22 protein-coding genes are annotated in these 21,456 nt (G+C 66.1%); 13 read left to right on the top strand and 9 right to left on the bottom strand.

Going from position 1 to position 21,456, the window contains the following annotated elements:
- Positions 1-336 precede the first annotated feature (336 nt).
- The 3 genes from ACTWQI_RS28380 to ACTWQI_RS28370 all read right to left on the bottom strand — a co-directional run bounded on the left by ACTWQI_RS28380 (position 337) and on the right by ACTWQI_RS28370 (position 2,575).
- A complete protein-coding gene (locus ACTWQI_RS28380; RefSeq protein WP_443274775.1) occupies positions 337-1,062 on the bottom strand; it encodes a DUF899 family protein in 726 nt (241 codons plus the stop codon).
- Positions 1,063-1,203: 141 nt separating this feature from the next.
- Positions 1,204-1,770 (bottom strand): COG4315 family predicted lipoprotein, encoded by a 567-nt coding sequence (locus ACTWQI_RS28375; RefSeq protein ID WP_443274748.1) that lies wholly within the window; start codon positions 1,768-1,770, stop codon positions 1,204-1,206.
- 334 nt (positions 1,771-2,104) lie between these two features.
- Entirely contained in the window at positions 2,105-2,575 is a 471-nt protein-coding gene (locus tag ACTWQI_RS28370) for a hypothetical protein (protein WP_443274747.1), read from the bottom strand.
- 349 nt (positions 2,576-2,924) lie between these two features.
- Here ACTWQI_RS28370 and ACTWQI_RS28365 point away from each other — a divergent pair, with 349 nt between their 5' ends.
- The gene (locus ACTWQI_RS28365) at positions 2,925-3,767 is read left to right on the top strand and encodes a carbohydrate-binding protein (RefSeq protein WP_443274746.1); all 843 of its coding nucleotides are present in this window, start codon (positions 2,925-2,927) and stop codon (positions 3,765-3,767) included.
- A 61-nt stretch (positions 3,768-3,828) separates the two neighbouring features.
- Here the strand turns inward: ACTWQI_RS28365 and ACTWQI_RS28360 are convergent, their stop codons facing one another.
- Both ACTWQI_RS28360 and gap read right to left on the bottom strand, forming a co-directional pair.
- On the bottom strand, positions 3,829-4,752 hold the full coding sequence (locus ACTWQI_RS28360; protein WP_443274745.1) for a pyridoxamine 5'-phosphate oxidase family protein: 924 nt from the start codon (positions 4,750-4,752) through the stop codon (positions 3,829-3,831).
- Between the two features lie 40 nt (positions 4,753-4,792).
- Positions 4,793-5,803, bottom strand: a complete 1,011-nt coding sequence (gene gap, locus ACTWQI_RS28355; protein WP_443274743.1) for a type I glyceraldehyde-3-phosphate dehydrogenase — start codon at positions 5,801-5,803, stop codon at positions 4,793-4,795.
- Between the two features lie 429 nt (positions 5,804-6,232).
- Between gap and ACTWQI_RS28350 the strand changes: the two genes are divergently transcribed.
- From ACTWQI_RS28350 to ACTWQI_RS28335, 4 genes are all read left to right on the top strand, one after another.
- Positions 6,233-7,183 (top strand): helix-turn-helix domain-containing protein, encoded by a 951-nt coding sequence (locus tag ACTWQI_RS28350; RefSeq protein WP_443274741.1) that lies wholly within the window; start codon positions 6,233-6,235, stop codon positions 7,181-7,183.
- A gap of 12 nt (positions 7,184-7,195) precedes the next feature.
- Positions 7,196-7,996 carry a class I SAM-dependent methyltransferase gene (locus tag ACTWQI_RS28345; RefSeq protein ID WP_443274739.1) on the top strand — a complete coding sequence of 267 codons (801 nt, stop codon included), beginning with the start codon at positions 7,196-7,198 and terminating at the stop codon, positions 7,994-7,996.
- Positions 7,993-9,669 (top strand): AMP-binding protein, encoded by a 1,677-nt coding sequence (locus ACTWQI_RS28340; protein ID WP_443274738.1) that lies wholly within the window; start codon positions 7,993-7,995, stop codon positions 9,667-9,669. The genes ACTWQI_RS28345 and ACTWQI_RS28340 overlap by 4 nt, the downstream gene beginning before the upstream one ends.
- Before the next feature lie 128 nt (positions 9,670-9,797).
- Positions 9,798-10,502 (top strand): metal-dependent transcriptional regulator, encoded by a 705-nt coding sequence (locus ACTWQI_RS28335; protein ID WP_443274737.1) that lies wholly within the window; start codon positions 9,798-9,800, stop codon positions 10,500-10,502.
- 66 nt (positions 10,503-10,568) lie between these two features.
- Here the strand turns inward: ACTWQI_RS28335 and ACTWQI_RS28330 are convergent, their stop codons facing one another.
- Together ACTWQI_RS28330 and ACTWQI_RS28325 are read right to left on the bottom strand one after the other, a co-directional pair.
- Entirely contained in the window at positions 10,569-10,976 is a 408-nt protein-coding gene (locus ACTWQI_RS28330; protein ID WP_443274735.1) for a TIGR03618 family F420-dependent PPOX class oxidoreductase, read from the bottom strand.
- 79 nt (positions 10,977-11,055) lie between these two features.
- Positions 11,056-11,604, bottom strand: coding sequence for a CGNR zinc finger domain-containing protein (locus ACTWQI_RS28325; RefSeq protein WP_443274733.1), 549 nt, complete (start codon positions 11,602-11,604; stop codon positions 11,056-11,058).
- Positions 11,605-11,993: 389 nt separating this feature from the next.
- Between ACTWQI_RS28325 and ACTWQI_RS28320 the strand changes: the two genes are divergently transcribed.
- Positions 11,994-13,205, top strand: a complete 1,212-nt coding sequence (locus ACTWQI_RS28320; protein ID WP_443274731.1) for an acyl-CoA dehydrogenase family protein — start codon at positions 11,994-11,996, stop codon at positions 13,203-13,205.
- On the opposite strand, the gene ACTWQI_RS28315 is transcribed toward ACTWQI_RS28320, so the two are convergent.
- Positions 13,195-13,365 (bottom strand): hypothetical protein, encoded by a 171-nt coding sequence (locus ACTWQI_RS28315; protein ID WP_443274729.1) that lies wholly within the window; start codon positions 13,363-13,365, stop codon positions 13,195-13,197. The two genes, ACTWQI_RS28320 and ACTWQI_RS28315, sit on opposite strands and share 11 nt — an antisense overlap.
- Positions 13,366-13,389: 24 nt before the next feature.
- On the opposite strand from ACTWQI_RS28315, the gene ACTWQI_RS28310 reads away from it, so the two are divergent.
- From ACTWQI_RS28310 to ACTWQI_RS28300, 3 genes are all read left to right on the top strand, one after another.
- Positions 13,390-14,880 carry an MFS transporter gene (locus ACTWQI_RS28310; RefSeq protein ID WP_443274727.1) on the top strand — a complete coding sequence of 497 codons (1,491 nt, stop codon included), beginning with the start codon at positions 13,390-13,392 and terminating at the stop codon, positions 14,878-14,880.
- A gap of 479 nt (positions 14,881-15,359) precedes the next feature.
- The gene (locus ACTWQI_RS28305; protein ID WP_443274725.1) at positions 15,360-16,169 is read left to right on the top strand and encodes a ScbR family autoregulator-binding transcription factor; all 810 of its coding nucleotides are present in this window, start codon (positions 15,360-15,362) and stop codon (positions 16,167-16,169) included.
- A gap of 149 nt (positions 16,170-16,318) precedes the next feature.
- The gene (locus ACTWQI_RS28300) at positions 16,319-16,591 is read left to right on the top strand and encodes a LysR family transcriptional regulator (protein WP_443274723.1); all 273 of its coding nucleotides are present in this window, start codon (positions 16,319-16,321) and stop codon (positions 16,589-16,591) included.
- A 172-nt stretch (positions 16,592-16,763) separates the two neighbouring features.
- Here ACTWQI_RS28300 and ACTWQI_RS28295 read toward each other — a convergent pair whose 3' ends face one another.
- Complete coding sequence (locus tag ACTWQI_RS28295; RefSeq protein WP_443274722.1) at positions 16,764-17,417, bottom strand: vitamin K epoxide reductase family protein; 654 nt, start codon at positions 17,415-17,417, stop codon at positions 16,764-16,766.
- 514 nt (positions 17,418-17,931) lie between these two features.
- Between ACTWQI_RS28295 and ACTWQI_RS28290 the strand changes: the two genes are divergently transcribed.
- The 4 genes from ACTWQI_RS28290 to ACTWQI_RS28275 form a co-directional block, all read left to right on the top strand.
- Positions 17,932-18,468 carry a flavin reductase family protein gene (locus tag ACTWQI_RS28290; RefSeq protein WP_443274720.1) on the top strand — a complete coding sequence of 179 codons (537 nt, stop codon included), beginning with the start codon at positions 17,932-17,934 and terminating at the stop codon, positions 18,466-18,468.
- Between the two features lie 235 nt (positions 18,469-18,703).
- A complete protein-coding gene (locus ACTWQI_RS28285) occupies positions 18,704-20,239 on the top strand; it encodes an FAD/NAD(P)-binding protein (RefSeq protein ID WP_443274718.1) in 1,536 nt (511 codons plus the stop codon).
- Positions 20,240-20,311: 72 nt separating this feature from the next.
- A complete protein-coding gene (locus ACTWQI_RS28280) occupies positions 20,312-21,124 on the top strand; it encodes a class II aldolase/adducin family protein (RefSeq protein WP_443274716.1) in 813 nt (270 codons plus the stop codon).
- Between the two features lie 85 nt (positions 21,125-21,209).
- Positions 21,210-21,456: 3-deoxy-7-phosphoheptulonate synthase (locus ACTWQI_RS28275; protein WP_443274715.1), on the top strand; the 247-nt coding region annotated here is incomplete at its 3' end.

Here is a 21,456-nt window from a genome sequence, read left to right as displayed (position 1 = left end):
CGGATGCTGGCGGAAGGTGTCAAGGACGAGGCCATCGCGCGTCAGCTGGGGGTCTCCGCGCGCACCCTGAGCCGCATCACCTCCACGCTCCTGGAACAGCTCCAGGTGGAGACGCCCTTTCAGGCCGGAATGAAGATCGCCCAGTTGGGACTGCTCAATGGGTCCTCGCCCGCGGCTTCAGTGGCATCGGCGGCGTCGTCGGCAGTCCCGGCGCGGGCAGCGGGTCGGTGCCGTACCTCTTGATCTCGCCGAAGCGGGTCCCGGTCATCCCTTCCGAACCGGCCTAGTCGATCTCCTCGAGAGGGCCACGGATCCCGAAACGGGTGAGACGGGATGTCATGAGTAGCTCAGCTGCTCTTCCCAGTCGGTTCCACGCCCTTCCGGGGTGAGATCGAACAGGTTCCAGAGGGGTTCGAGCGTGCCGACGTGACGGGGATCCTGTCCGGGGTCCATGGGTGCGTACAGCAGCTCCGAGCCCCAGAAGTGGCGGATCTGTTCGCCATCGCGCCGGAAGACATTCAGCATCGGCATCGACAAACCCTCTGCCGTCTCGGCGAGGTAGTCGCGGCTGTAGGTGTTGTCTGCGGCGGACAGCAGGCGCAGTCGTCGCCAGCCACGCTCCTGGGCAAAGGTGAGGAGGCGCGGCAACGGCGCCCTGGCGACGACCGCGAAGTTGACATGCTGGACGACATGCTCTGCAGCGCCGTCGAGCTGATCGAGCAGCGTCGTGCACGACGGGCACGGGCCCTCTTCGAGCTTCAGCTCCGCCGTCCGACCACTCTTGGGCCCCGGCCGCTTGTCACCGGGGTGACGCGGGAACATGAAGCTGTAGATCACCAGAGAGTCCTTGCCGGGCGCGAAGAGCTCGGACAGCCGCACGTCGGTCGGGGTGCCGTCCGGCCCTGCTCCCTGGAACACGTAGTCCTCGGGGATCAACCCGCCCGGCGGCAGCCTGCGCCGGGCGGCAGCCACCGCCTCGGTGGCACGGCGCAACTCGATCTCCTGCTCGAGAAGCCGATTGCGCGCCGCCCGGTATTCCGCCGACTCTCCTGGAAAGGTCATGCTCACGGGTCCACTTCCCTCTCGGATTCGCCTACAGCGTGCGGCTTGCAGAGATCCCCGGGATCATGACCAGCCCTCCTGCCGCGGCGGATCTGCAGGCGCCGGTGGCGCCGTTATGCCGCGGCTGCGGCCGGCCGGAGGTCAGCCGCCGTCTTGGTCCTCGCCTTCGCCTTCACCGTCGCCTTCGACCTTGTTGCCGTCCGCGTTGAGCACGAACCACTCGGCGCCGAACTGGTCGAGCTCCTGGCCGGTGGTGTCGCCGGGTTTCTCGTCGCCCTGGTAGTAGTACAGCGGGTGGCCGTTGTAGGTCACTTCAGTGGTGCCGTCGTCGCGGGTGGTCATCCCGAGGAGGTCGGCCTTGACGCCTTCGCCCGCCTTCGGTTCGCCGGACGTGGTCAACGGAGGCCAGGCTCGCGCGCAGGCGTCGTTGCAGGTGGACTTCTCCGATGTATCGGCCTCGAACAGGTACAGCGTCCGGCCTTCCCCGTCGACCAGGACCTGGCCGAGGTTGCTTGAACGCACGGCCACGGTCGCCTGGCCCGCGGGCGCACGGGTGCCTGGTGCGGTGGTTGTGGGGGTCGGCGTCTTCTCGGTCGGGCTCGGGACCGCGGGTGGGGTCGTCTCCTCGTCGTCCCCGCATCCGGTGCAGACGGCGGCGAGCAGCGCGACAGTGACCGCGACGAAAGTCGCCTTGACGGTGTGATGCATGGCAGGGCTTCCAGTGGAGGGACCGACCGCCCTGCTGCGGGCAGAGCGTGAACACGGCCCGTCTGGACGGGCCGCCCTCCCTTTCACTACGGCGTAGCGCGCAGACCGCGGCAATCGGTGTGACCCGTCCGGCGTACGGGATGGCGCGGAATGGTGTATTGCGTCGTCCCGGGGCCCAGGGCGGCGGTGCCGCGCCCTATTACCGGGCGGGCCAGCGCGTTGGAGCCCTCCATCAGACAGTGGGGCACCGGTTCGCCCCTGGGGGGCCGCGAGGTGCGGCGGCCCCCAGAATCCGCCGCCTTGGGGGTGGCGGGCGGAGTGCGATCCGTCCTTGTCATGCCGAGGAGCTGCCTGTGTGGTCCTGGCGCATGACCTGGTGGATACAGGCGTAGGCAAGGCCCAGGAGCAGGCCGTAGACGAGGTGTCCGACCAAGCTCTTCCACGCCATCTCGTTCACCTCGAACACCGGCATGCCGAGCTTGGCGGGCATCAGCCACAGCGCGCCCACCACCCACCAGACGGCGCCGTAGACCAGACCGAGCGCTGCCGCGGGCAGCATCTTCGCGGCCCGATGGCCGGCGAGGAGCGCGAAGGTGATGCCGATGAAGGCGGAGATCGCCAGGTGGACCAGCCAGGCGACGCTGGTGGAGGTGGAGTCCACCAGCATGGCGACCATCGGCATCATGTCCCAGACCTGCATCATGATGCCTAAGGCGGCACCGCCGATCAGTCCGCCGGCCGCGCCGAACGTGGCTTGCGCGGGGATGGCGGCGGTGGCGCGGGAGGAAGCGTGTGCGCTGGTCATGGAACTGCCCTTCTGTGCGTGGACTGTTCCGCGTGACGCTAGGACCGGTGCATGGGGCCGGTATGTGATGGCGCTTACGTACGGGCCGGTGGACCGCGGGTTCACCGTGACCTTTCCGGCGACGAGCAGGGCATGGCCAGGCGTGCCGTCGGCGACAGCCCCGGGCAGCGGCCGGCACCGGACCGGCGGGCTATGGGCCACCGCCGAACAGCTCACCGGGGTGACGTACCGGGCGCTGGAGCCGCGCGCACCGCTACGACCTCGGTCTGTGCCGGAAGTATGGACACCCCGTTGGCACACCTCTAGCTTCTTGGTCTAGGCCAAGTGGGGCCAGTGGCGAGGTGATGTCATGTCCAGACGGCGACGGATGATGATTGCGGTGGCGGCAACGGTGCTCGGCCTGATGGCCGCCCTTGTCCCCGGCTGGTCCGCGTCCGCGGCGACATGCGCCACAGCGTGGAGCTCGACGACGGCGTACAACGGCGGCGCCGTCGTCTCGTACGGCGGGCACAACTGGTCCGCGAAGTGGTGGACGCAGGGCGAGACGCCCGGCACCACGGACGAGTGGGGCGTGTGGTCGGACCAGGGTGCCTGCGACAGCTCGACTGGCGGCGATCCGACCGACGGCTGGACGCAGCGGTCGTTCACGTACAACATGCAAAAGCCCTGGAACCTCAGCCTCAGTGAGCGTTACTCCTACGATTCGTCGACGGGCACGCACAGGATGTGGGTCTACGACACCGACGAACCCATGTCGGAAGGCAGCACCACCGACCCACGCACTGAGATGCGCTGGCTGCAGGAGTACAGCTCGGGCGAGCACATGTGGGACGCCGACGTGTACATCCCGGCCAGTACGGACGGGGCCACTGTCATGCAGATCCTGCGGATCAAGCGCCCTTCCGGCACCCCAGCCACCGACTTCATGGCGAACTCGTACAACCAGAACGGCGGCACGGTGAAGTACTACACCGGCACCGTCCTCAAGACCGGTGCCTACGACACCTGGTGGAACCTGAAGGTGGCGCACAACGCGTCCACCGGAAAGATCCAGGTCTACGTCGACAACCAACTGAAACTGACGGTCGACGACCGCGGCGCCGCCACCCGGCACTTCAAGAACGGCGTCTACCACCACGGCAGCGGCAAGGCGGAGGCCCGCTTCCGCAACATCCGCTACTGGACGAGGTAGGCGGGCCCTCCCGCGGCCTGGGGGCAGGGGCGTTCCGGGGCAAGCGGCACCAACCGCGGACTCAGTGGGAGGTGCGGTTTCGGGGGAGCGGGGGATTGAACCGGGACCGAGCAGCCAAGGTCCAGCGAAGAGCTGTCGCATGACGGATCTGCACCACGCGCTCGACATCGAACTCAACGACCCGCAAAGCGCCAGGCAGCGAAGCGCTTCGCTGTGTGTCCCAGTCGATCCGAGCCTTTCCGGTCAGCTGCAAGGTGTGCCCCTGCTCCCAGTCCAGGAAGAGGAGTCCACAGGACGGGTTGAGGTGGAGGTTTCCCAACGTCATATAGAAGGAGTTCCCGACGTAGTCCGGCCAGGAGAGCCGACGTGGACCGTCGACGGTCACGAAGCCCGGTTCGCCGCCGCGATGCGAGACATCGGCTCCGTGTTCCGGGGAGTGGCTGGCGATGAAGAACGTGTCCGCCTCTGTGACCCAGTGCTGCTGTTCCGGGCTGAGACCCCCGCGAGTCTCAGCGGTGGGCCGTACGGAATCCGGAGCATCCTCCAGAAGGACGCGCTGCTGAAGGTATTTAGGGCAATTGCCCAGTACTTGTTCGGTGCGGACGTGGAGGCTGCCCTCCTGCCGCCGTGCCACACCGTTCAGCCTGATGCGGCGCATGGTCGGCGGTTCGATCGCCAGCATGCCGACCGCGCGCTGGGTCTCGAATGCGTGCTCAAGGGGGTCACCCGTGACCGGTACGGCAGCCACCATGAGGTTGTGCCGGTCCGCGGGGTCGGCGAAGCCCGTGTCTCCCGTTACGGCGGAGGCCCACACGGCGTCCTCGACGTCGGCGGCGCCGAGGACGAGCATGCGTTGCCGCCTCAGGAAATGGGCGAAGCCCGGCTGGATCACATCGTCGAACATGGGAGAGCCCCAGCCCGCGCGCCCCTCACCCGCCTTCTTCTGCACGGCCTGTTCACCTTCGTGGTAGCGCGTCTTGATCACACCGACCTCCTCGTCTCCGAGCTGTCCGCTGCTGCTCTCGCTACGGGCGGGCGCCGATCAGGAGGGCGGTGTCCACCAGGCGGTTGGAGAAGCCCCATTCGTTGTCGTACCAGCCGACGACCTTCACCTGTCGTCCGTCCCCGATCACCTTCGTAAGCCCCGCGTCGAAGATGCACGAGGCGGGGTCGGAGACGATGTCCCCGGACACGATCGGGTCCTCGGTGTACCTGAGGATGTTCGCCAGCCGGCCTCGCGCGGCTTCGGCGAAGATGTGGTTGATCTCCTCCGCCGAAGTGGGGCGGCTGGCCGTGACGGTGAGGTCGGTCACGGAGCCGGCCGCCACGGGGACGCGCAGTGCGTATCCGTCCAGCTTGCCGGCGAGCTGAGGCAGGACGCGGCCGATGGCGTTCGCCGCCCCGGTCGTGGTGGGAATGGTGTTCGTGGCCGCGGCCCGGGCGCGACGTAGATCGCGATGGGGCGCGTCCTGCAGGTTCTGGTCCTGCGTGTAGGCATGGACCGTCGTCATGAGGCCGTGCTCGATGCCAACGGACCTGTCCAGCACATCCGCCATGGGTGCGAGGCAGTTCGTGGTGCACGAGGCGTTCGAAACGATGTCGTGCTGTTCGGCGTCATAACGGTGGTCATTGATACCAAAGGCGATGGTCAGGTCCTCGTTCTGAGCGGGGGCACTGATGATCACCTTCCGCGCGCCGCCCTGGAGATGCGCCTTCGCCCTCTCCGCGTCGGTGAACACGCCTGTCGACTCGATGACCACATCCACATCCAACTCGCTCCAGGCGAGCTTGGCCGGGTCCCCCTCGCCAGTGACACGGATGACGTGTCCGTCGACGCTGATGTCGTTGTCTGCGGACCGCACCGTACGGCCCAGGCGTCCAGCCGTGCTGTCGTACTTCAGCAAGTGCGCCAGAGTGCCGGCGTCGGTCAGGTCGTTGACGCCAACCACCTCGAGGTCGGCGCCCCGCGCGAGCGCAGCGCGGAAGAAGCTTCGTCCGATGCGGCCAAAGCCGTTGATGCCTACCCTTGTCGCCACGTGCCACGGTCCTTGTTCGGAGGTATGCGTCATGTCCGCCGGGAGGCGGACGGTGGTTCGGACGCTAGTGAGGGCGGCACGTCCTCGCTTGACGAATCGCGCACGCTCCCTGGCCGAGGCACGCCCTCTTGGCGGCTCGTGTTCGGCGGAGGCGTTCGGCTCGGTGCAGTGGCAGTGAGGCGCACCGGCGGAGACGGACGTGGCGTGGTGGGTGGTGCTGTCGCATGGTGCCAGTCGTGACAGCCATCGAAGCTTTCGATCACTGTAGAAAACCAGCACGAGGGTATGTTCCTATGGCTGGCGGACAAGCGGGGCGCAGGGCAACACCAGCCCATGGGGTACGACGGCCGTGCAGGAAACGGCCGCAGCAGTGGCCCGTAAGGAGACGGAAGCGCGTCCCGCGAGTCCTCGGCAGACGGGGGTTAGTCGATGCTGCATGTCGATGTGCGGAATGCACGTCAAATCGTTGTCCATCAGAAGATGGCTGCGCAGTCCCGAGGCTGCGTTCAAATTGTCCGTGATCACGACGGAGAGCTCGAGGGTACTACCGCAAGCAAGCGGTTCGGTGAAGTGCGGTTCTCTCTGGTGGAGGGCGGTCCGCGCGAGATGATCCGGCCCAGCCGGCTGATCGAGCGGAGTGCGGACAGATATCTGAGGGTATGCCGTCCGCTGGCCGGCGAGATATGGGTCTTCCAGGACGGACAGCATGCGGTGGCACGCGGTCCGCAGCTTGTCTGCTATGACAGTTCACGGCCCTACAAAGTCATCATGCCAGAGCGGTTTCGCATGGTGACGCTCTTACTGCCGCATCGCCTGATGGGGCTCACCTCGAAAGACACCGACCTGCTCACGGCCAAAGCGTGGCACGGATCGCAAGGTCTTGGTGCGCTGATGTCCAACCTGCTCGTCGGTCTTGAACAGCATGGCGAGGAAGTCAACACGGCGATCGATATCCTGGGTGGCAGCGTGGCAGGCTTGGCCGCCGCTTTCTTCGCGGAGCGGATGCGGTCGGTAGTCGCCGAACCCGGAGTGGGCAGACAGGCATTGATGCTGAGCATCCAGGCCTTCATACGCGAGCGGCTGGCCGACCCCGATCTCAGCCCGGTGGCCGTGGCCCAGCAGCACAATGTCTCGCTCCGCTACCTGCAGAAGATATTCCATGAGCACAACACCAGCCCCGCACGATGGATCCGGGACGAAAGACTGGCCCGCTGCCGGTCCGAATTAGCCGATCCTGGGCTTGACCATCTGTCCATTGCGGCGATCGGTGAACGGTCGGGTTTTTACGGGGCTTCCCACTTCAGCCGCCTCTTCCGGGATCGGTACGGCATCACGCCTCGGGAATACCGGAAGGGGAGAGGAGTGACTCTCGCCGGCTGAGGCACATCGCATGTGTTCCACAACTCGGACAGATTCCATCAGTCATGGGAAGGTAACACGTTGACTAGCTTTGAATTCCCCGGCGAGTACTACGAGATCATGCGCAGGGATTTTCGGAACCTCGCCGCGGAAACGGACTTTCTCGCTTCTCTCGCACCGGCCGGCGGACGGGTGCTCGATCTCGGCTGCGGGACTGGTACCAACCTCCGAGAGCTCGGCGCGCGTGGCTACTCCTGCGTCGGAGTGGACCAGAGCGCCAGTTTCATCGGCTATGCGCGGCGGGCCGGCGGGAGGAACGTCGAGTACGTTCGTGAACGGGTCGAGGAATTCGACTGCGATGACCGATTCGATCTGATCTACAGCATGTTCATGACGTTGAATTACCTGCCGCGAGCAGAGCTGCGACGAGTTCTGGAGAGGATGCGGGACCTTCTGCTGGCGGGCGGTCATGTCGTCCTGGAATTCGGCCACCTGCTGAACTTCGTGGAGAGCTACCAGCAGCACACGGTCGCTCATCACCGCGGTGACGGTGTGCTCATCACCCGGCTCGCCCGCCAGTCGCTCAACCCGCACGCAGCGAACTGGAGAAACGAGGAGACCCTTCTCGTGCGCGAGACCGACGGCCAAGTAGCCATGTACGACAACTTCTTCGACCAAGCCGTCCTCACCGGGCCGGAGGTGCGCGGCCTGTTGGCCGACGTCGGTCTGGCGGTAACGGCCGAGTACGGGGGCTTCCGGAAGGAGCAGGCGCCCGGCCACGGGCGTGGCCCGCTGGTGATCGTGGCGACCGCAGAGGGGGCCAGTGCGGTATGACGAACGCTGACATCTCCTTTCTCGACGGGGGTCCAGCCGTTCCGCCAGGCATCGCACATCTCGGCGAAACGCTGGTCCGCGCGGCACGGACCGGAAGTGTTGAAGGCATCCGCTTCATCCGGTCGGACGGCACCGAAACCGGGAAAACCTACCAGCAACTGCTGGACGATGCCGCGTGCATGCTCGCCGGAATCCGAGAGGCAGGCGTCCTCCCCGGAGAGACCATCATCCTTCAGGTGGGCGACGACCCAGAGCTGCTGGCCGCATTCTGGGCATGCGTCCTGGGCGGGTTCGTCCCGATGCCGGTCAACGCCGGTGCAACCGCGGAACAGAGGGCGGCAGCACCCGAGTTGTTGCAGCGTGTTTGGAACGGTTACGGGAAACCGAGGGTGATCACTGGTACCGGGCAGGAGGTGGCCCCCGCGGTCACGGCTGATCCGCGGTGGGACGCCGTATGGCTGGGGGACACCCGCCGATTGCTCTCACACGCTCCCGACCGTGCGTGGCACCAGGCCAAGTCCGACGACCCGGCCATGTACCTGCTCACCTCGGGCAGCACCGGCGTACCCAAAGCCGTGGTGCTCAGCCATCGGAACGTGCTGAGCCGCACCGCGGCCACGGCCCAGATGAACCGGCTGGGCAGCCAGACACGTACCTTCAACTGGATGCCTCTGGACCATGTGGGCGGCCTGGTCATGTTCCATGCTCGCGACGTCTACCTCGGCTGCTACCAGGTCCATGGCCGGTTCGAGTGGGTGATCGAGGACCCGCTGCGCTGGATCGCCGCAATAGATCGGCACCGCGCGGACACCACATGGGCACCCAACTTCGCCTTCGGACTCATCAACGACCAGGCGGAGCAGCTGAAACAGCAGTCCTGGGACCTCAGTTGCCTGGGCTACATCATGAATGGCGGTGAAGCCGTCCGGAGCGGTGTGGTCCGTCGTTTCCTGGAGCTGCTCGCCCCCTTCGGGCTTCCGCACGATGCGATGTACCCGGGCTGGGGCATGTCGGAGACCTCTGCCGGAGTGGCTGACTGCGAGTTCTCCGCCGTCGAAGCCGGGGATGAGCGGTACGTCCCCGTGGGACGGCCTCAGCCTGGTACGTCCATCCGCGTCGTCGACGAGCGCAACGAGCTCGTACCCGTCGGCGTCACTGGCAGACTGCAGGTCACCGGTGCCACGGTGACCGCCGGTTACTACCGGAACGCCGAGCAGAACCGGCAGTCGTTCACCGCCGACGGCTGGTTCAAGTCGGGTGATCTCGCTTACGTCCAGAACGGAATCCTCACGGTGACCGGCCGGGCCGACGACGTCATCCAGTTCGATGGCGTCACGTACCACGGCCACGAAATCGAAGCCAGGGTGGAGGAGCTCGATTTCGTCGTGCCCTCGTACACCGTGGCCTGCCTGATGACCGGCGAGGACGGAGAGACCGAAGAGCTCGCGGTCTTCTTCCACCCGCGCGACGCAGTGGAGGTCTCCGAGGCGGAACGCATGGTCCGCGGCCGGATAGCCGACACGCTCGGTGTCGACGTCACGTACGTCGTGCCGGTCACAAAGGAGGACATCCCCAAGACCGGTATCGGCAAGCTCCGCAGGGCGCAGCTGCGGGAGCGGTTCGAATCGTCACGCGGCGCCGGCCGCGCCGACGCGTTCGCGCTGCCTTCCTGACCGCCCGGCGGGCCGGGTTCTTGATCAGGACTGCGGCGCCATGACGGTTGATAACGCAGCGAGTTGCATGGTTGGTGCTGCCGGGCAGGACTTCCCGGCAGCACCTCCCGACACAGCGGAGGGGCACCGTGTCCGGACTGATCGACACTACGGAAATGTATCTCCGCACCATCCTGGAGCTCGAGGAGGAAGGTGTGGTTCCCATGCGCGCCCGGATCGCCGAGCGGCTCGAACAGAGCGGGCCGACGGTCAGCCAGACCGTGGCGCGGATGGAGCGCGACGGGCTCGTCCTGGTCGCTGGGGACCGGCACCTGGAGTTGACCGGCGAGGGCCGTCGGCTCGCCACCCGGGTGATGCGCAAGCACCGCCTCGCCGAATGCCTGCTTGTGGAGGTCATCGGCCTGGAGTGGGAGCGGGTCCACGCCGAGGCGTGCCGCTGGGAGCATGTGATGAGCGAGGCCGTCGAGTGCCGCGTGCTCGAGCTCCTGCGTCACCCGACCGAGTCGCCGTACGGCAATCCGATCCCGGGCCTGGACGAGCTGTGCGAGAAATCCGAGGCCGCGGTTTTCCTGGACGAGGGCCTGGTGAGCCTGATGGATCTGGACCCGGGTGCGGATGGCAAGATCGTCGTCATACGCCGCATCGGTGAGCCCATCCAGAGCGACGCGCGGCTGATGTACACGCTGCGGAGGGCCGGAGTGGAGCCGGGCGCGGTCGTGAGCGTGACGATGACGGCGACGGGTGTGCTGGTGGGCAGCGGTGGTGAGGCTGCCGAGCTGTCCAAGGAGTTCGCCGCGCGGGTCATCGTCGCAGAGACCAGCGCCCACCGCTGAGGCCGCGCATTCTTCAGGCCGTGCGGCCGCCGGCCGGATGCCGGCGGCCCGCGCCGGTGCCGGCGCTCATGAGGCGGAGTGCATTCCCCACGCGTGCCACGTGTCGATCTCGATCCAGCCGCTCACCCGCGGTCGTTCGCGGTCCGGGTACGGCCTGCCGATGTAATGACGGGCGATCCGGTCGATGTCTTCCAGGTTCTGGTCGTCTTCCAGCGACACCATGCGTCCCTGAAGGCTGATGTGGCGGTACCAGCTGTCGGCATCCAGCACGGTCAGTGAGACCCGAGGATCGGCGCGCAGGTGGTCCAGGCGTTTACGCCGGGCGTCCATGTTGACCAGCACCCTTCCGTCTTGCCACAGATACCAGGTGGCCACGGACACGGGCGCGCCGTCCGGGCGGACGGTGCTGATCACGCAGGGATTCGCGCGGGCGAGCGTCGTGGTGATGTGCTTGGGCAGCGCTGCACGGGGCATGAGCAGGAAGCCTTCCGTCGATATGAGGCGGTGAAGGGACCGTCAGGTGCTCGGTCGCCGTCTTTGTCCGGCGGCCGGTTCAGAGGCGAGCATCCCGGGTCCGTGCGTAATGCCGGGCGGCCTTGGCGCGGTTGCCGCACAGGGCCATGGAGCACCAGCGGCGGGTGCCGTTGCGGGACGTGTCGAAGAAATGGCGGATGCAGTCCGGCTGGTCACAGAGGCGGATCCGGTCCGGGGCCGTGGCGAGCAGGTGCAGGTAGTTGCGGGCGGCCGTCCACGCCACGCTCCATGCCGGGTCCTCGAACTCTGCCGTTTCACCAGGTCCGTTGGCGGTCAGGGTGGGCCTGATGCGGCCGTGCGAGAGAACGTCGTCGACTTGTCGGGCGGCGGTGGAGGAGCCCGGATCGGCGAGGGCGGCGGCCAGTGCTTCGCGTGCGCGGAGCACCGCTTTCAGCGATGCGTCATCGGCGGGGAACTGGTCCACCAGGCCGCGGCCGGCCAGCCAAACGCGCAGGCCGGACGGCGAGTCCAGCAAGTCGTGGAGCCGGCCGTGCTCTTTCCAGCGGGTGTTCAGCAGGTCAAGGGCGAGGGGTTCGCCGACGAACGGGCGCGGGTCGGCCTCAGTCATCGCGCCATCCTCCATCCGTTACCGGTCCTAACCCCTCAAGCATACGTGACCGGTTGCACGAGGAAGCCTCTAACCCCTAAAATCTATTGCGATGGTTAGATCCGAGAGAGTGCCTGAGCGTCCACGAGAGGGGGCGAGTCGCTGCCGGCCGGACGGGCCTGCATGGACGGCGGGGCGATCGCGCCCAGCATGTGCGGACGTGCCAGATCACATGCGCGTTCAGGCGAGAGGCGAGAAGCCACCGTTCATAGCGTGAGGGCCAGTGCAAGAGCGGCCGGGACTGTCGGACCGTCCCGATTTCGGGCGTCGGCTGCCTGGAATCACGAGCGGACAGCAGCCCGTCATCGCGCCCGAACCAGAGACGAATACACAGGCACAGGAGACTTTCAATGACTATTTCGGAGACTCTGAGTCCCGCGGCAGGACGCGAGCAGGCCCCTGCTTCTCCGGAGGAGATTCTGGCGCGTGCGCGGGCAGCGGCCCGGTTGCTGCGCGAGCGCTCCGAGGAGATCGAGCGCACCAGGCGCCTTCCCGAGGATGTCGTCCAGCTGATGCGCGACACCGGCGTCTTCCGCATCGGTATGCCGAAGGAATGGGGAGGACCGGAACTCACCTTCGCGCAGCAGACCGAAGTGATCGAGGCGCTCTCCTACGGTGACGCGGCGGCGGGCTGGTGTGCCATGATCGGCATGGACACCTGGATCTATGCGGGATACCTGGATGAGCCGGTCGTCAAGGAAATGCTCACCCAGCCCGACGCGATCACTGCCGGCCTGATCTTCCCGACCGGCCGCGCCGAGCGGGTGCCGGGTGGCTACCGCGTCACCGGCCGCTGGCCGTTCGGCAGTGGCGTCACGCACGCCGACTGGGTCGTCGGAGGCTGCTTCGTCTACCGCGACGGCGAGCCCGAACCGGGGCCTGACGGCGCGCCGATGAACTGGCGCCTGATGCTGGCCCGCAGCGAGGAATTCGAGACGGTGGACACCTGGCACACCACCGGTCTGGCGGGCAGCGGCAGCATGGACTATCAGGTCACGGACCTGTTCGTCCCCGAAGAGCGTTCCTTCAACTTCATGAATCCGCACGGGTCGGGACCCCTGGCCGCCCCGGATGCCTTCCTTGGCAATGTGCCCGGTGTGCCTCTCGGAGTCGCCCGTGCGGCCCTCGATCACGTACGTGAGCTGGCGGCCGACCGCGTCGAGCGGACCACAGGCACTGCCTGGTCGGACAGTTACCGCGTGCAGACGACCATTGGCCAGGCAGAGATGGAGCTCACCGCGGCGCGCTACGCGGTCTACGGCACCCTGAACGAGCTGTGGCGGCGGCTGGAAACCGGTACCCAACCGACCCCCGACCAGCAAGTCTCCTCGGCGCTCGCCCGTGTCAACGCCTTCCGGACGGCGCGGTCGATCGTCTCCCGGCTTTCCGACCTCGTCGGAACGGCCTCGATCTACCGGACTTCTCCTCTGGACCGCTGGCTTCGCGATCTGCACACCATGTGCCAGCACATTCTCGCCCAGGAGCAGATTGTGCAGTCGGCAGGAGCACATCTCCTCGGCGGAACACCTCAGGCGCCCTTCCCGCTGGGACTCAAGGGATAACCGGCACGGTGACGGCGGCCAAAGGACGCGGGCCGGAGGTTCCTTCGCCCTTGGCCGCACCGCCGGCATCGGACGCAAGCGGCAAAGCCTTCGCTCCAGGCACGGGAACGGTGATCTCCTCACCCTTTACGTGCGGCGGCAGCGACACAATGACCGGCATCTGACTAGTGAATTGGGACAGTTCATGGCAACTTCCAGCGAAGTAGAAGTCGAGACAGTAGTCGAAGGCGAGAGGAAAGCGGACAACACCAAGAAGTCCTGGGGGTTCCGCGAGTGGGGCCTGCTCGTCAGCGTCTGTGCCGCATTCTTCCTGGACGCCCTCGACAACATCATGGTCGGGATCGCGGTCCCGCCGATCCAGTCGGACCTCGGGATGACCACCGAGTCCGTGCAATGGGTCGTGAGCTCCTACGTCCTCGGATTCGGCGGTTTCCTGCTGCTTGGCGGGCGCATGGCGGACTTGCTGGGCCGGCGCCGCATGTTCCTGATAGGTGTGGCCGTCTTCGCCATCGGCTCGCTGGTCGGCGGCGTGACCAATGACGGACTGGTCGTGATCGCTGCCCGGTTCGTCATGGGTGTCGGTGCCGCATTCACCGCTCCGGCCAGTCTGTCCATCATCATCACCAATTTCCCCGAAGGCGCGCAGCGCAATCGCGCGGTCGGCATCTACACCGCCTGCGGCGCGGTCGGCTACTCCACCGGCGTCATCGCCGGTGGTGCGCTCACCGAGATCAGCTGGCGCTGGACTTTCCTGCTCCCGGTCGCCGTGGCGCTCATCGCGCTCATCGGTGCCTTGGCGCTGGTGCCGCGTGACATCAAGCCGGACCGCGGCTCGGGCAAGTTCGACGTAGCCGGCGCCGTCACCGTCACCGTCGCAATGCTGCTCCTCGTATACAGCATCGTCGAGGCGCCCAATGCGGGCTGGGTCTCGCCGCGTACCCTGGGGACGTTCGCCGCATCGGTGGTTCTCCTCGCGGCCTTCGTCGTCATCGAGCGCCGGGCAGCCCAGCCCCTGCTGCGCCTGGGCCTGCTGCGCAACCGCGCACTGGTGGGGGCGAGCCTGGTCGCCGCGGCGATTCTCGGCACCTACATGAGCTTCCAGTTCATCGGCGGTCTCTATCTGCAGACCATGCGCGCATGGTCGCCGATGGAGATGGCCCTGGCCTTCCTCCCCATCGGTCTGCTCATCGCGACGATCGCTCCGCGGGCCGGCAAGCTGATTTCGCGATTCGGCGTCCAATGGATGATCTTCGCGGGGTTCGTCGCCTACACCGCTTCGTACCTCCTCTTCCTGCGGATCGACGAGGCATCTTCCTACGCTTGGGTGATCCTGCCGAGCATCCTGCTCATCGGTGTGGCCTTCCCCTTCTCCTTCCCTGCCGCCAACGTCCAGGCGACCACCGGCGTGGACGAGTCCGAACAGGGGCTGGCAGCCGGCGTGCTGCAGACGGGTTACCAGGTCGGCGCGGCGATCGTACTCGCCATCGTGACCGCCACGATGGCGGCCGAAGGCCCGGCGAACGACGCGGCCGGAACGCTGTCCGGCTATCACAACGGCCTCTACGTCGTCACCGGCATCTCTGTCATCACCACGTTGCTCACGCTCGTCGCGGCGCTCCGTGCCTCTGCACGGCGCCGGGTGGCAGGTTCGGCAGCGGCCGCGAGCCAGTCGTAGGCGTACGCCCACCGTTCGACGGACCGGGGGTCCACCCGCACCCATCTCGGGGGGACGGGTGGAGCCCCGGTTTTCCTGCGGAAACCAGAATTCCTCATGCCGACGAATGACCGTTCCGGGGAACGGTGCGCCAACGCTCCCATCATCCCTTTTCCCAGGGCGGATTGGGCGAGTTGTTGCAACGTCGGGCGAGTAAGCTCTCGCAAGGACTGACCAATTGTCGGCAGGGCTTGCCCCGGTCAGTCAACAAGCCGAGTCGCAGGCATCGTCTTTCATCTCCCGAGTGGCGATGCTGAGGTGGCGCGCCCCAAGCCGGCCGCGGTATACCGCCTTGATGGATCACCTGGCAGTGCATGCCGGTTGAGCGACGGCCACGGCGACGCATGTCCGAGCAGACCACGTCAACATGCAACACGGCTGACGTGTTCGGTCGCGTCAACTGCACGGAGAGGTCCCCCGGTTGAGCAAAGGATACACGCGTGGCGGTATTCTTTGAGGTAGTCAACGATGAAACGGGGGGTAACGGCCACCGTGCGGCGTCTCAACGACGTACCGCCGTGAAGGGGATGATGTTCGTGGCGCAGCAGGAGCGTGCGATCAGAACTCGGGAGATGATCCTGGAGGCGGCGGGCGCGGTGTTCGCCGAGCGGGGATACGGCGGGGCCACCATCTGCGATGTCTACTCACGTGCGGGGCTGACCAAAGGGGCGTTCTACTTCCACTTCTCCTCCAAGGAGGAGTTGGCCGAGGCGATCCTCGAGCTGCAGGTTGATCCGCAGAGCTTCCCAGTCGTGCAACGGCCGGTGAAGCTCCAGGAGCTGGTGGACGCGGGGTTCGTCTTCGCGCACCGCCTCATGCATGACCGAATGCTGCAAGGCAGCATCAGCCTGTCGCTGGAACCGGGCGCGCACCCCTTTGACCGTCGGCAGCCGTTCCTGGCCTGGATTGCACACAACCTGGCGGGTCTGACCGAAGCGCGCGAACACGGAGAGCTGTACCCGCACGTCGACCTGGAGGAGACAGCCGAACTGCTTGTCGCTTCCTTCTCCGGAATCCAGCTGTTGTCACGCGTGTTGTCGGACCGCACGGACCTGGCACACCGGGTGTCGGTGCTCATGGAGCATCTGCTTCCGGCCATCGCCGTGCCCGCCGTCCTTACGAAGCTGGACATGACCGCCGGGCGTGGGGAGCGGGTGCTGGCCGAAGCGGAGGCCATGGCCGTCGCCTCGCAGAGTGCCAACTCCCGCTCTGGCAACGCGCTGCCTGAACAGGCTTCGGGTAAACCGTAGTTGTCATGGTGGCCAACTGCTGCCGACCGTCCCGCCTCGACTGAGCCATTTGTATGCTGCAGGACCGGATAACCCCCTGAGTAAACCAGCAAGCTGGTATTTTTTATCCACAGGTGGCGAGAATGCCTAAGGATGAAGGGGGGCCTGCTGTGAACTTGCAGCAGTTGCGCACGTTCCGCGAGGTGGCAGCCGAGCTGAGCTTTACGAGGGCGGCCGAGAAACTGCACTACGCCCAGTCCAGTGTTACGTCCCAGATCAGAAACCTCGAAGAAGCCGTCGGAGCGCCCCTGTTCGATCGGAGCGGCCGTCGGATCTCCTTAACCGATGCGGGCATGCGCCTTCTGCCTTACGCGGACGAAATACTCCATATCGTGGAGGCAGCCCAAAAGGAAGTGGACGAAACCGTCATCGAGGCCTCCTGAGTACACGTCTCTGGGCGCCGACCGGGCGAAGGGTGGTCATGGCCACACGGGGAGCGAAACCCTCCTCGCTGTGGTCGGGCGCCTCCGGAGGTCTGTCGCAGGCCTCTGCTGCGATGCGGACCGACAACGGCTGGGGCAACTGCAGTGCCATGAGCGCCCGTCCGGCTCCGATTCAGCCGGTCCAGAAATCCCACCAGCGGGTCAGGATCAGCATGCCGATCACACCCATCCACAGGACTGGCGGCACCCAGTGGAACTCCGTCAGCCCGTCCCGCAGGCCCTCCGGCGCTGGGATGATGCGGTGCCCGATGTTGTGCACGGTGACGTAGCAGAACATCACGATGGTGGCGACCCATGCCAGACAGCACCACAGGCACAGCGAGTTGATGACGTACAGCGACTGGTACTGCAGCCAGGTGCAGAAGCCGACGCCGAAGAGCGTGCCGGCGTTCAGGCCCAGCCAGAACCAGCGGCGGTAGCGGGCACCGGTGAGCAAGCCCATACCGATGGCGATGACGACGCCGTACGTGACCAGGCCCAGCATCGGGTTGGGGAACCCGAAGGCCGAGGCCTGGTCACTCTCCAGGATATTGCCGCAGGAGACGACGGGGTTGAGGCTGCAGCCGGGTGTGAAGGTCCTGCCCTCGACCTTCGCCTCGAGGGTCTTGAACTTATCGATCGTGATCACCCACGCGGCCAGCAGCCCGGCGGCGCCGCTGATCACTAGCATCAGGGCGAAGGCGCGACTGCTGCCCACCGTATGATGCCCGCTCTTCCCCCCTTCGTCCGACGTTCCGTCGGCGGCCCTCTGCGGTTCTCCTGCCACAGCTTCGTCACTCCTGTCGTTTTGTTCCGTCGAGCGGGCTCCCTGCCAGGACGGATTGGATCCATGCGAGCAAAACCCGGCCGATGCGCCGCATCGCTGGTCCCCAAACGCCTCGCAGCACACTAAGGGCACGTACGAAATACCTCTTGCGCGGCAGCGCATGCGTTTTCCAGAGAACGCGCAGGGCGGATGCGATTCTCCCGGGCCACGTCTGCCTGAATCCGTCGCGATGCCGCCCCGCGGCTCTGTGGTATTGCGCGCGTGCGGCTGCGCGCCAGATAGGTGCGATTCGACGGCAACCAGGAAGGCGTGTACCGGCAATTGTCTGTGCGCGCCACGGCAAATCCTTCACCTACCCGCTCTGTAGTGTCGCCAACATCGAACTGAGTTTCCTTTGCTGTCGAGGTGCTCGAGGCGCTGCCCGAGATGCCCCTTGCGGCTTCAAGTCCACGACCCGAGGCCGTAGCCGCGGGGTTGCCGAGCGCGTATCAGACACTCCCCGAGAGGATCACTGATGGGTGAGGTACCAGCCGCGAATCAGACGGCGGTTGCCGTGAAGGACGACCTGCGTTCCGTCATGCGCAATTTCGCCACTGGCGTGTGCGTGGTGAGTACATTCTCTGACCGGGCATCGCCTCGAAGGCACAATGCCCTTACCGTCAACTCGCTGACCTCCGTTTCGTTGGACCCGCCGCTGGTATCGCTGAACATCCGCCGTGATTCAACGTTCCTGGACGACCTGATGGAGTCCCAGGTGTGGGCGATTTCCATCCTCGACGCCGAAGCGGAGGATCTTGCGCGGATCTTCTCCCGTCCCGAGCAGGACAGGAGGAAGGCGCTGTGCACCTTGCCCGCCGAGCCGGGCAAGGAGACCGGTGCACTTCTGCTCGACTCCGTGGCCTGGATGGAATGTCGATACCGGAATCATGTTGTGGCCGGCGATCACCTTCTGATCATCGGGGAGGTCGTCGGACTCGGCGTGAATGACTCCCGTTCGCCGCTCATATTCCTGCAGGGGGGATTTCACCGGATCGGGCTGGATCAGGTGTGAGCGGATAGCGCATCGGCGCATTCGTAAACGCCGCCTGAGAAGTTCAACCAGCGTGACGCGGCGTGTCCATGTGCGGTTCACAGCGAACCGCACATCGTCTCTTCCCGTCATGCCCCCATGCCGGAGGGCGTACGCCCCATGAATTTTGCAGAAGGTGAGGACCGGCCCAGTGATCGCGAAAAGAGTTACTGATGCGGAACGCCTTTCCTTTCGTATATCGATAGGTGACTGACATATGTCTGGAATCTCAATCGGTGTGGTCGGAGGCGGCGCGTCTGCGGTCTGCCTCATCGACGCATTGGCCCGGGCGCAGGGCAGACCGGGCAGCATCACAGTGTTCGAGCCGTCGCCCCATCTGTGGCGCGGCCGCGCATACCAGGTCGACGCCGAGACCATCAAGGTCAATGCGACCCCCGACGATATGTCCGTACGCGTGGGCGACCTCGGCCACTTCGAGCGCTGGTTGGAGATTCGGGAGCGCATTGTCGAAGACCGCGGCAGCATTGACGTCTATTCCGGTGCACACTTCGCGCCGCGAACCGTCTACGGCGAGTACCTGGAGCAGACGGCCTACGCGGCACTGGGTGAACTGCGCAGGCAGGGCTGGCGGGTGGACCTCGTGGGCGCCGCGGTCACCGCGGCTCGGCGGACCGCCGAACGCGTGCTGCTGAGTACGAGGAACGGCATCGCCGGCGCATTCGACTATGCCGTTCTGTGCGTAGGCGGTGACAGCCCCAAGGACACCTACGGACTCACCGGCGCACCCGGATTCGTAGCGGATCCGTATCCCGTAGCGCACAAACTCCGCGACATCGACGAGCAGCAGAATGTAGCCGTGATCGGCAGCGGCCTGACGGCCGTTGACATCATCATCTCTCTCGCCGAGCAGGGCCATCATGGACGGATCAGCCTGCTGTCCAGGCGGGGCGTGCTCCCCGGTGTCCGACAGCGTCCGGTCGCCTTCAAACTGCGTCATCTCACCCAGGACCGGATGCGGTCCCTCGCCCGTCGACAACGCGAGATATCCATCAAGGACGTCGCGAGAATCGTCAAGGCCGAACTCCACGATGCCGGCGCGGATCTCAACTCCGTACACTCCGAGATCGCCGGCGTCGACGTGGAAGCCCCGGTGGATCGCCTGCGACGTCAGTTCGCCGCCGTGAGCTCACCGGACATGGGGCTGCGCATCCTGCAGCGTGCGGTCCCCGAGATCGGCCCCGACGTATGGCCGCTGCTAAGGGAGCAGGACAAGGCCGAGGTGCTTCGTTCCCACTACCGCACCATCATGAGTCTGTGCTGCCCCATGCCGCCGAGCAGCGCGGCCCTGCTGCTGAGCCTCGTCGACGCCGGCCAGCTGGAAATCCGCGCCGGGCTGCAGAAGGTCGCCGCACGCCCTGGTGGCGGCTTCGAGATCGCCACCTCGGACGGGACGGCCTTCGGCTCGGACAAGGTGATCAACGCGGTCAACGCTTCTGAGGACCGAATCCCCACCAGCGCTCTACCGCTGGTGACCACACTCACGCGCAGTCGGGCCGCGAGCCGTCATCCGCACGGCGGGCTGCACCTCGCTCGGGCGACCAGTCGGCTCATCTCCAACGGCACGCCGGATCCGCGCCTGTACGGACTCGGCAACATCGGCGCCGGGGCGCTCTTCTTCACGTTCGGAATCCCGTCCCTGGTGGACCGCAGCGAGGACATTGTCGCGGCCATCCTTCAGCACGCCGAGGCCGCAAGTGCTGCCCGGTCCGAGGAGGTTCTGCTCCCCGCATAGCGATGCCCGGACCGTCCACCTGTCAATTCCTTTGTCAACCCAGAGCAGAGAGACGGAGTCACCATGACCACGATGACCGACACAACCACCGATCCCCGCGCGGAATTTCTCGCGGACACCGCAACCGGTCTGCCGATTCCCGGCGAGCCGGCCTTTGACAGCTCGGAGGAGGCCCGGCGCCATCGGAAGCAGCGCCTGGCCGCAGCCCTCCGCCTGTTCGGTAAGTACGGCTTCGGAGAGGGCATTTCCGGGCACATCTCCGTCCGCGACCCGGAGTATCCGGATCAGTTTTGGGTCAACCCTTTCGGCATCTCCTTCAAGCACGTCCGCGTGGCCGATCTGATCTGTGTGGACTCCACTGGCCGCGTCGTCCACGGCAAGCACCGCGTCAACCCCAGTGCCTTCGTCATCCACTCCCAGATCCACGAACTCCAGCCCGAGGCCACCGCGGCGGCCCACGGCCACACGGCACACTCGCGTGCTCTTGGCGCACTCGGCCGTCTGCTGGAGCCCATCGACCAGGAGTCGGCCGCTTTCTACGGACGGCAGACCCTGTACGAAGCTTACGAAGGGCCCTCCGTCTCCCTTGAGCAGGGCCGGGACATCGCAGAGAAGCTCGGTGACAACCGCGCCATTCTGCTGCGTCACCATGGCCTGATCACGGTGGGCGGTTCGTTGGACGAGGCCGTGCACTGGTTCTTCACCTATGACAGCTGCGCCCAGGTCCAGCTGCTCGCCCAGGCGGCCGGTACGCCGCAAAAGTTCACGCACGAGCAGGCCATGGCCGCGGGTGCAGGATTCGGCGACGCACAGCTCGGCTGGTTCAGTTTCCAGCTGCTCTGGGACGAGATCGTCGCCGAGCAGCCTGATCTGCTCGAGGAGTAAGCAGCCTGTCGACGCCCCCCACACACACGCATCGGCACCGAGAAGTACGGACGATCTCGTCCCCCAGCCGGAAGATGTCACATCCATGAATTCTCAGCAGAGTGTCTCGGCGGGCTCGTCGTGGCGAGGCCTTCCCGCCGCTCAGCAACCGACATGGCCCGATGAGCAGGCCCTCAACGCCGTGCTGTCCGACCTCGCAACCTACCCTCCGCTGGTTTTCGCGGGCGAGTGCGACCAGCTGCGTGCCCGTCTGGGAGCCGTCGCGATGGGCGAGGCGTTCCTGTTGCAGGGTGGCGACTGTGCCGAGGCCTTCGACGCCGTGGGCGCTGACC

The sequence above is a fragment of the Streptomyces sp. KR80 genome, assembly GCF_052245555.1.
Taxonomy (GTDB): Bacteria; Actinomycetota; Actinomycetes; order Streptomycetales; family Streptomycetaceae; genus Streptomyces.
The sequence above is the reverse complement of the archived record's forward strand: the minus strand, read 5'-3'. Positions and strand labels throughout refer to the sequence as shown.

What these genes read in the sequence shown, in the direction of transcription:
- ACTWQI_RS28380 (WP_443274775.1), bottom strand. Translation starts at nt 1,062, where the DNA reads ATGACCTTTCCAGGAGAGTCGGCGGAATACCGGGCGGCGCGCAATCGG.
- ACTWQI_RS28375 (WP_443274748.1), bottom strand. Translation starts at nt 1,770, where the DNA reads ATGCATCACACCGTCAAGGCGACTTTCGTCGCGGTCACTGTCGCGCTG.
- ACTWQI_RS28370 (WP_443274747.1), bottom strand. Translation starts at nt 2,575, where the DNA reads ATGACCAGCGCACACGCTTCCTCCCGCGCCACCGCCGCCATCCCCGCG.
- ACTWQI_RS28365 (WP_443274746.1), top strand. Translation starts at nt 2,925, where the DNA reads ATGTCCAGACGGCGACGGATGATGATTGCGGTGGCGGCAACGGTGCTC.
- ACTWQI_RS28350 (WP_443274741.1), top strand. Translation starts at nt 6,233, where the DNA reads ATGCTGCATGTCGATGTGCGGAATGCACGTCAAATCGTTGTCCATCAG.
- ACTWQI_RS28340 (WP_443274738.1), top strand. Translation starts at nt 7,993, where the DNA reads ATGACGAACGCTGACATCTCCTTTCTCGACGGGGGTCCAGCCGTTCCG.
- ACTWQI_RS28330 (WP_443274735.1), bottom strand. Translation starts at nt 10,976, where the DNA reads ATGCCCCGTGCAGCGCTGCCCAAGCACATCACCACGACGCTCGCCCGC.
- ACTWQI_RS28325 (WP_443274733.1), bottom strand. Translation starts at nt 11,604, where the DNA reads ATGACTGAGGCCGACCCGCGCCCGTTCGTCGGCGAACCCCTCGCCCTT.
- ACTWQI_RS28320 (WP_443274731.1), top strand. Translation starts at nt 11,994, where the DNA reads ATGACTATTTCGGAGACTCTGAGTCCCGCGGCAGGACGCGAGCAGGCC.
- ACTWQI_RS28315 (WP_443274729.1), bottom strand. Translation starts at nt 13,365, where the DNA reads ATGCCGGTCATTGTGTCGCTGCCGCCGCACGTAAAGGGTGAGGAGATC.
- ACTWQI_RS28310 (WP_443274727.1), top strand. Translation starts at nt 13,390, where the DNA reads ATGGCAACTTCCAGCGAAGTAGAAGTCGAGACAGTAGTCGAAGGCGAG.
- ACTWQI_RS28290 (WP_443274720.1), top strand. Translation starts at nt 17,932, where the DNA reads ATGGGTGAGGTACCAGCCGCGAATCAGACGGCGGTTGCCGTGAAGGAC.
- ACTWQI_RS28285 (WP_443274718.1), top strand. Translation starts at nt 18,704, where the DNA reads ATGTCTGGAATCTCAATCGGTGTGGTCGGAGGCGGCGCGTCTGCGGTC.
- ACTWQI_RS28280 (WP_443274716.1), top strand. Translation starts at nt 20,312, where the DNA reads ATGACCGACACAACCACCGATCCCCGCGCGGAATTTCTCGCGGACACC.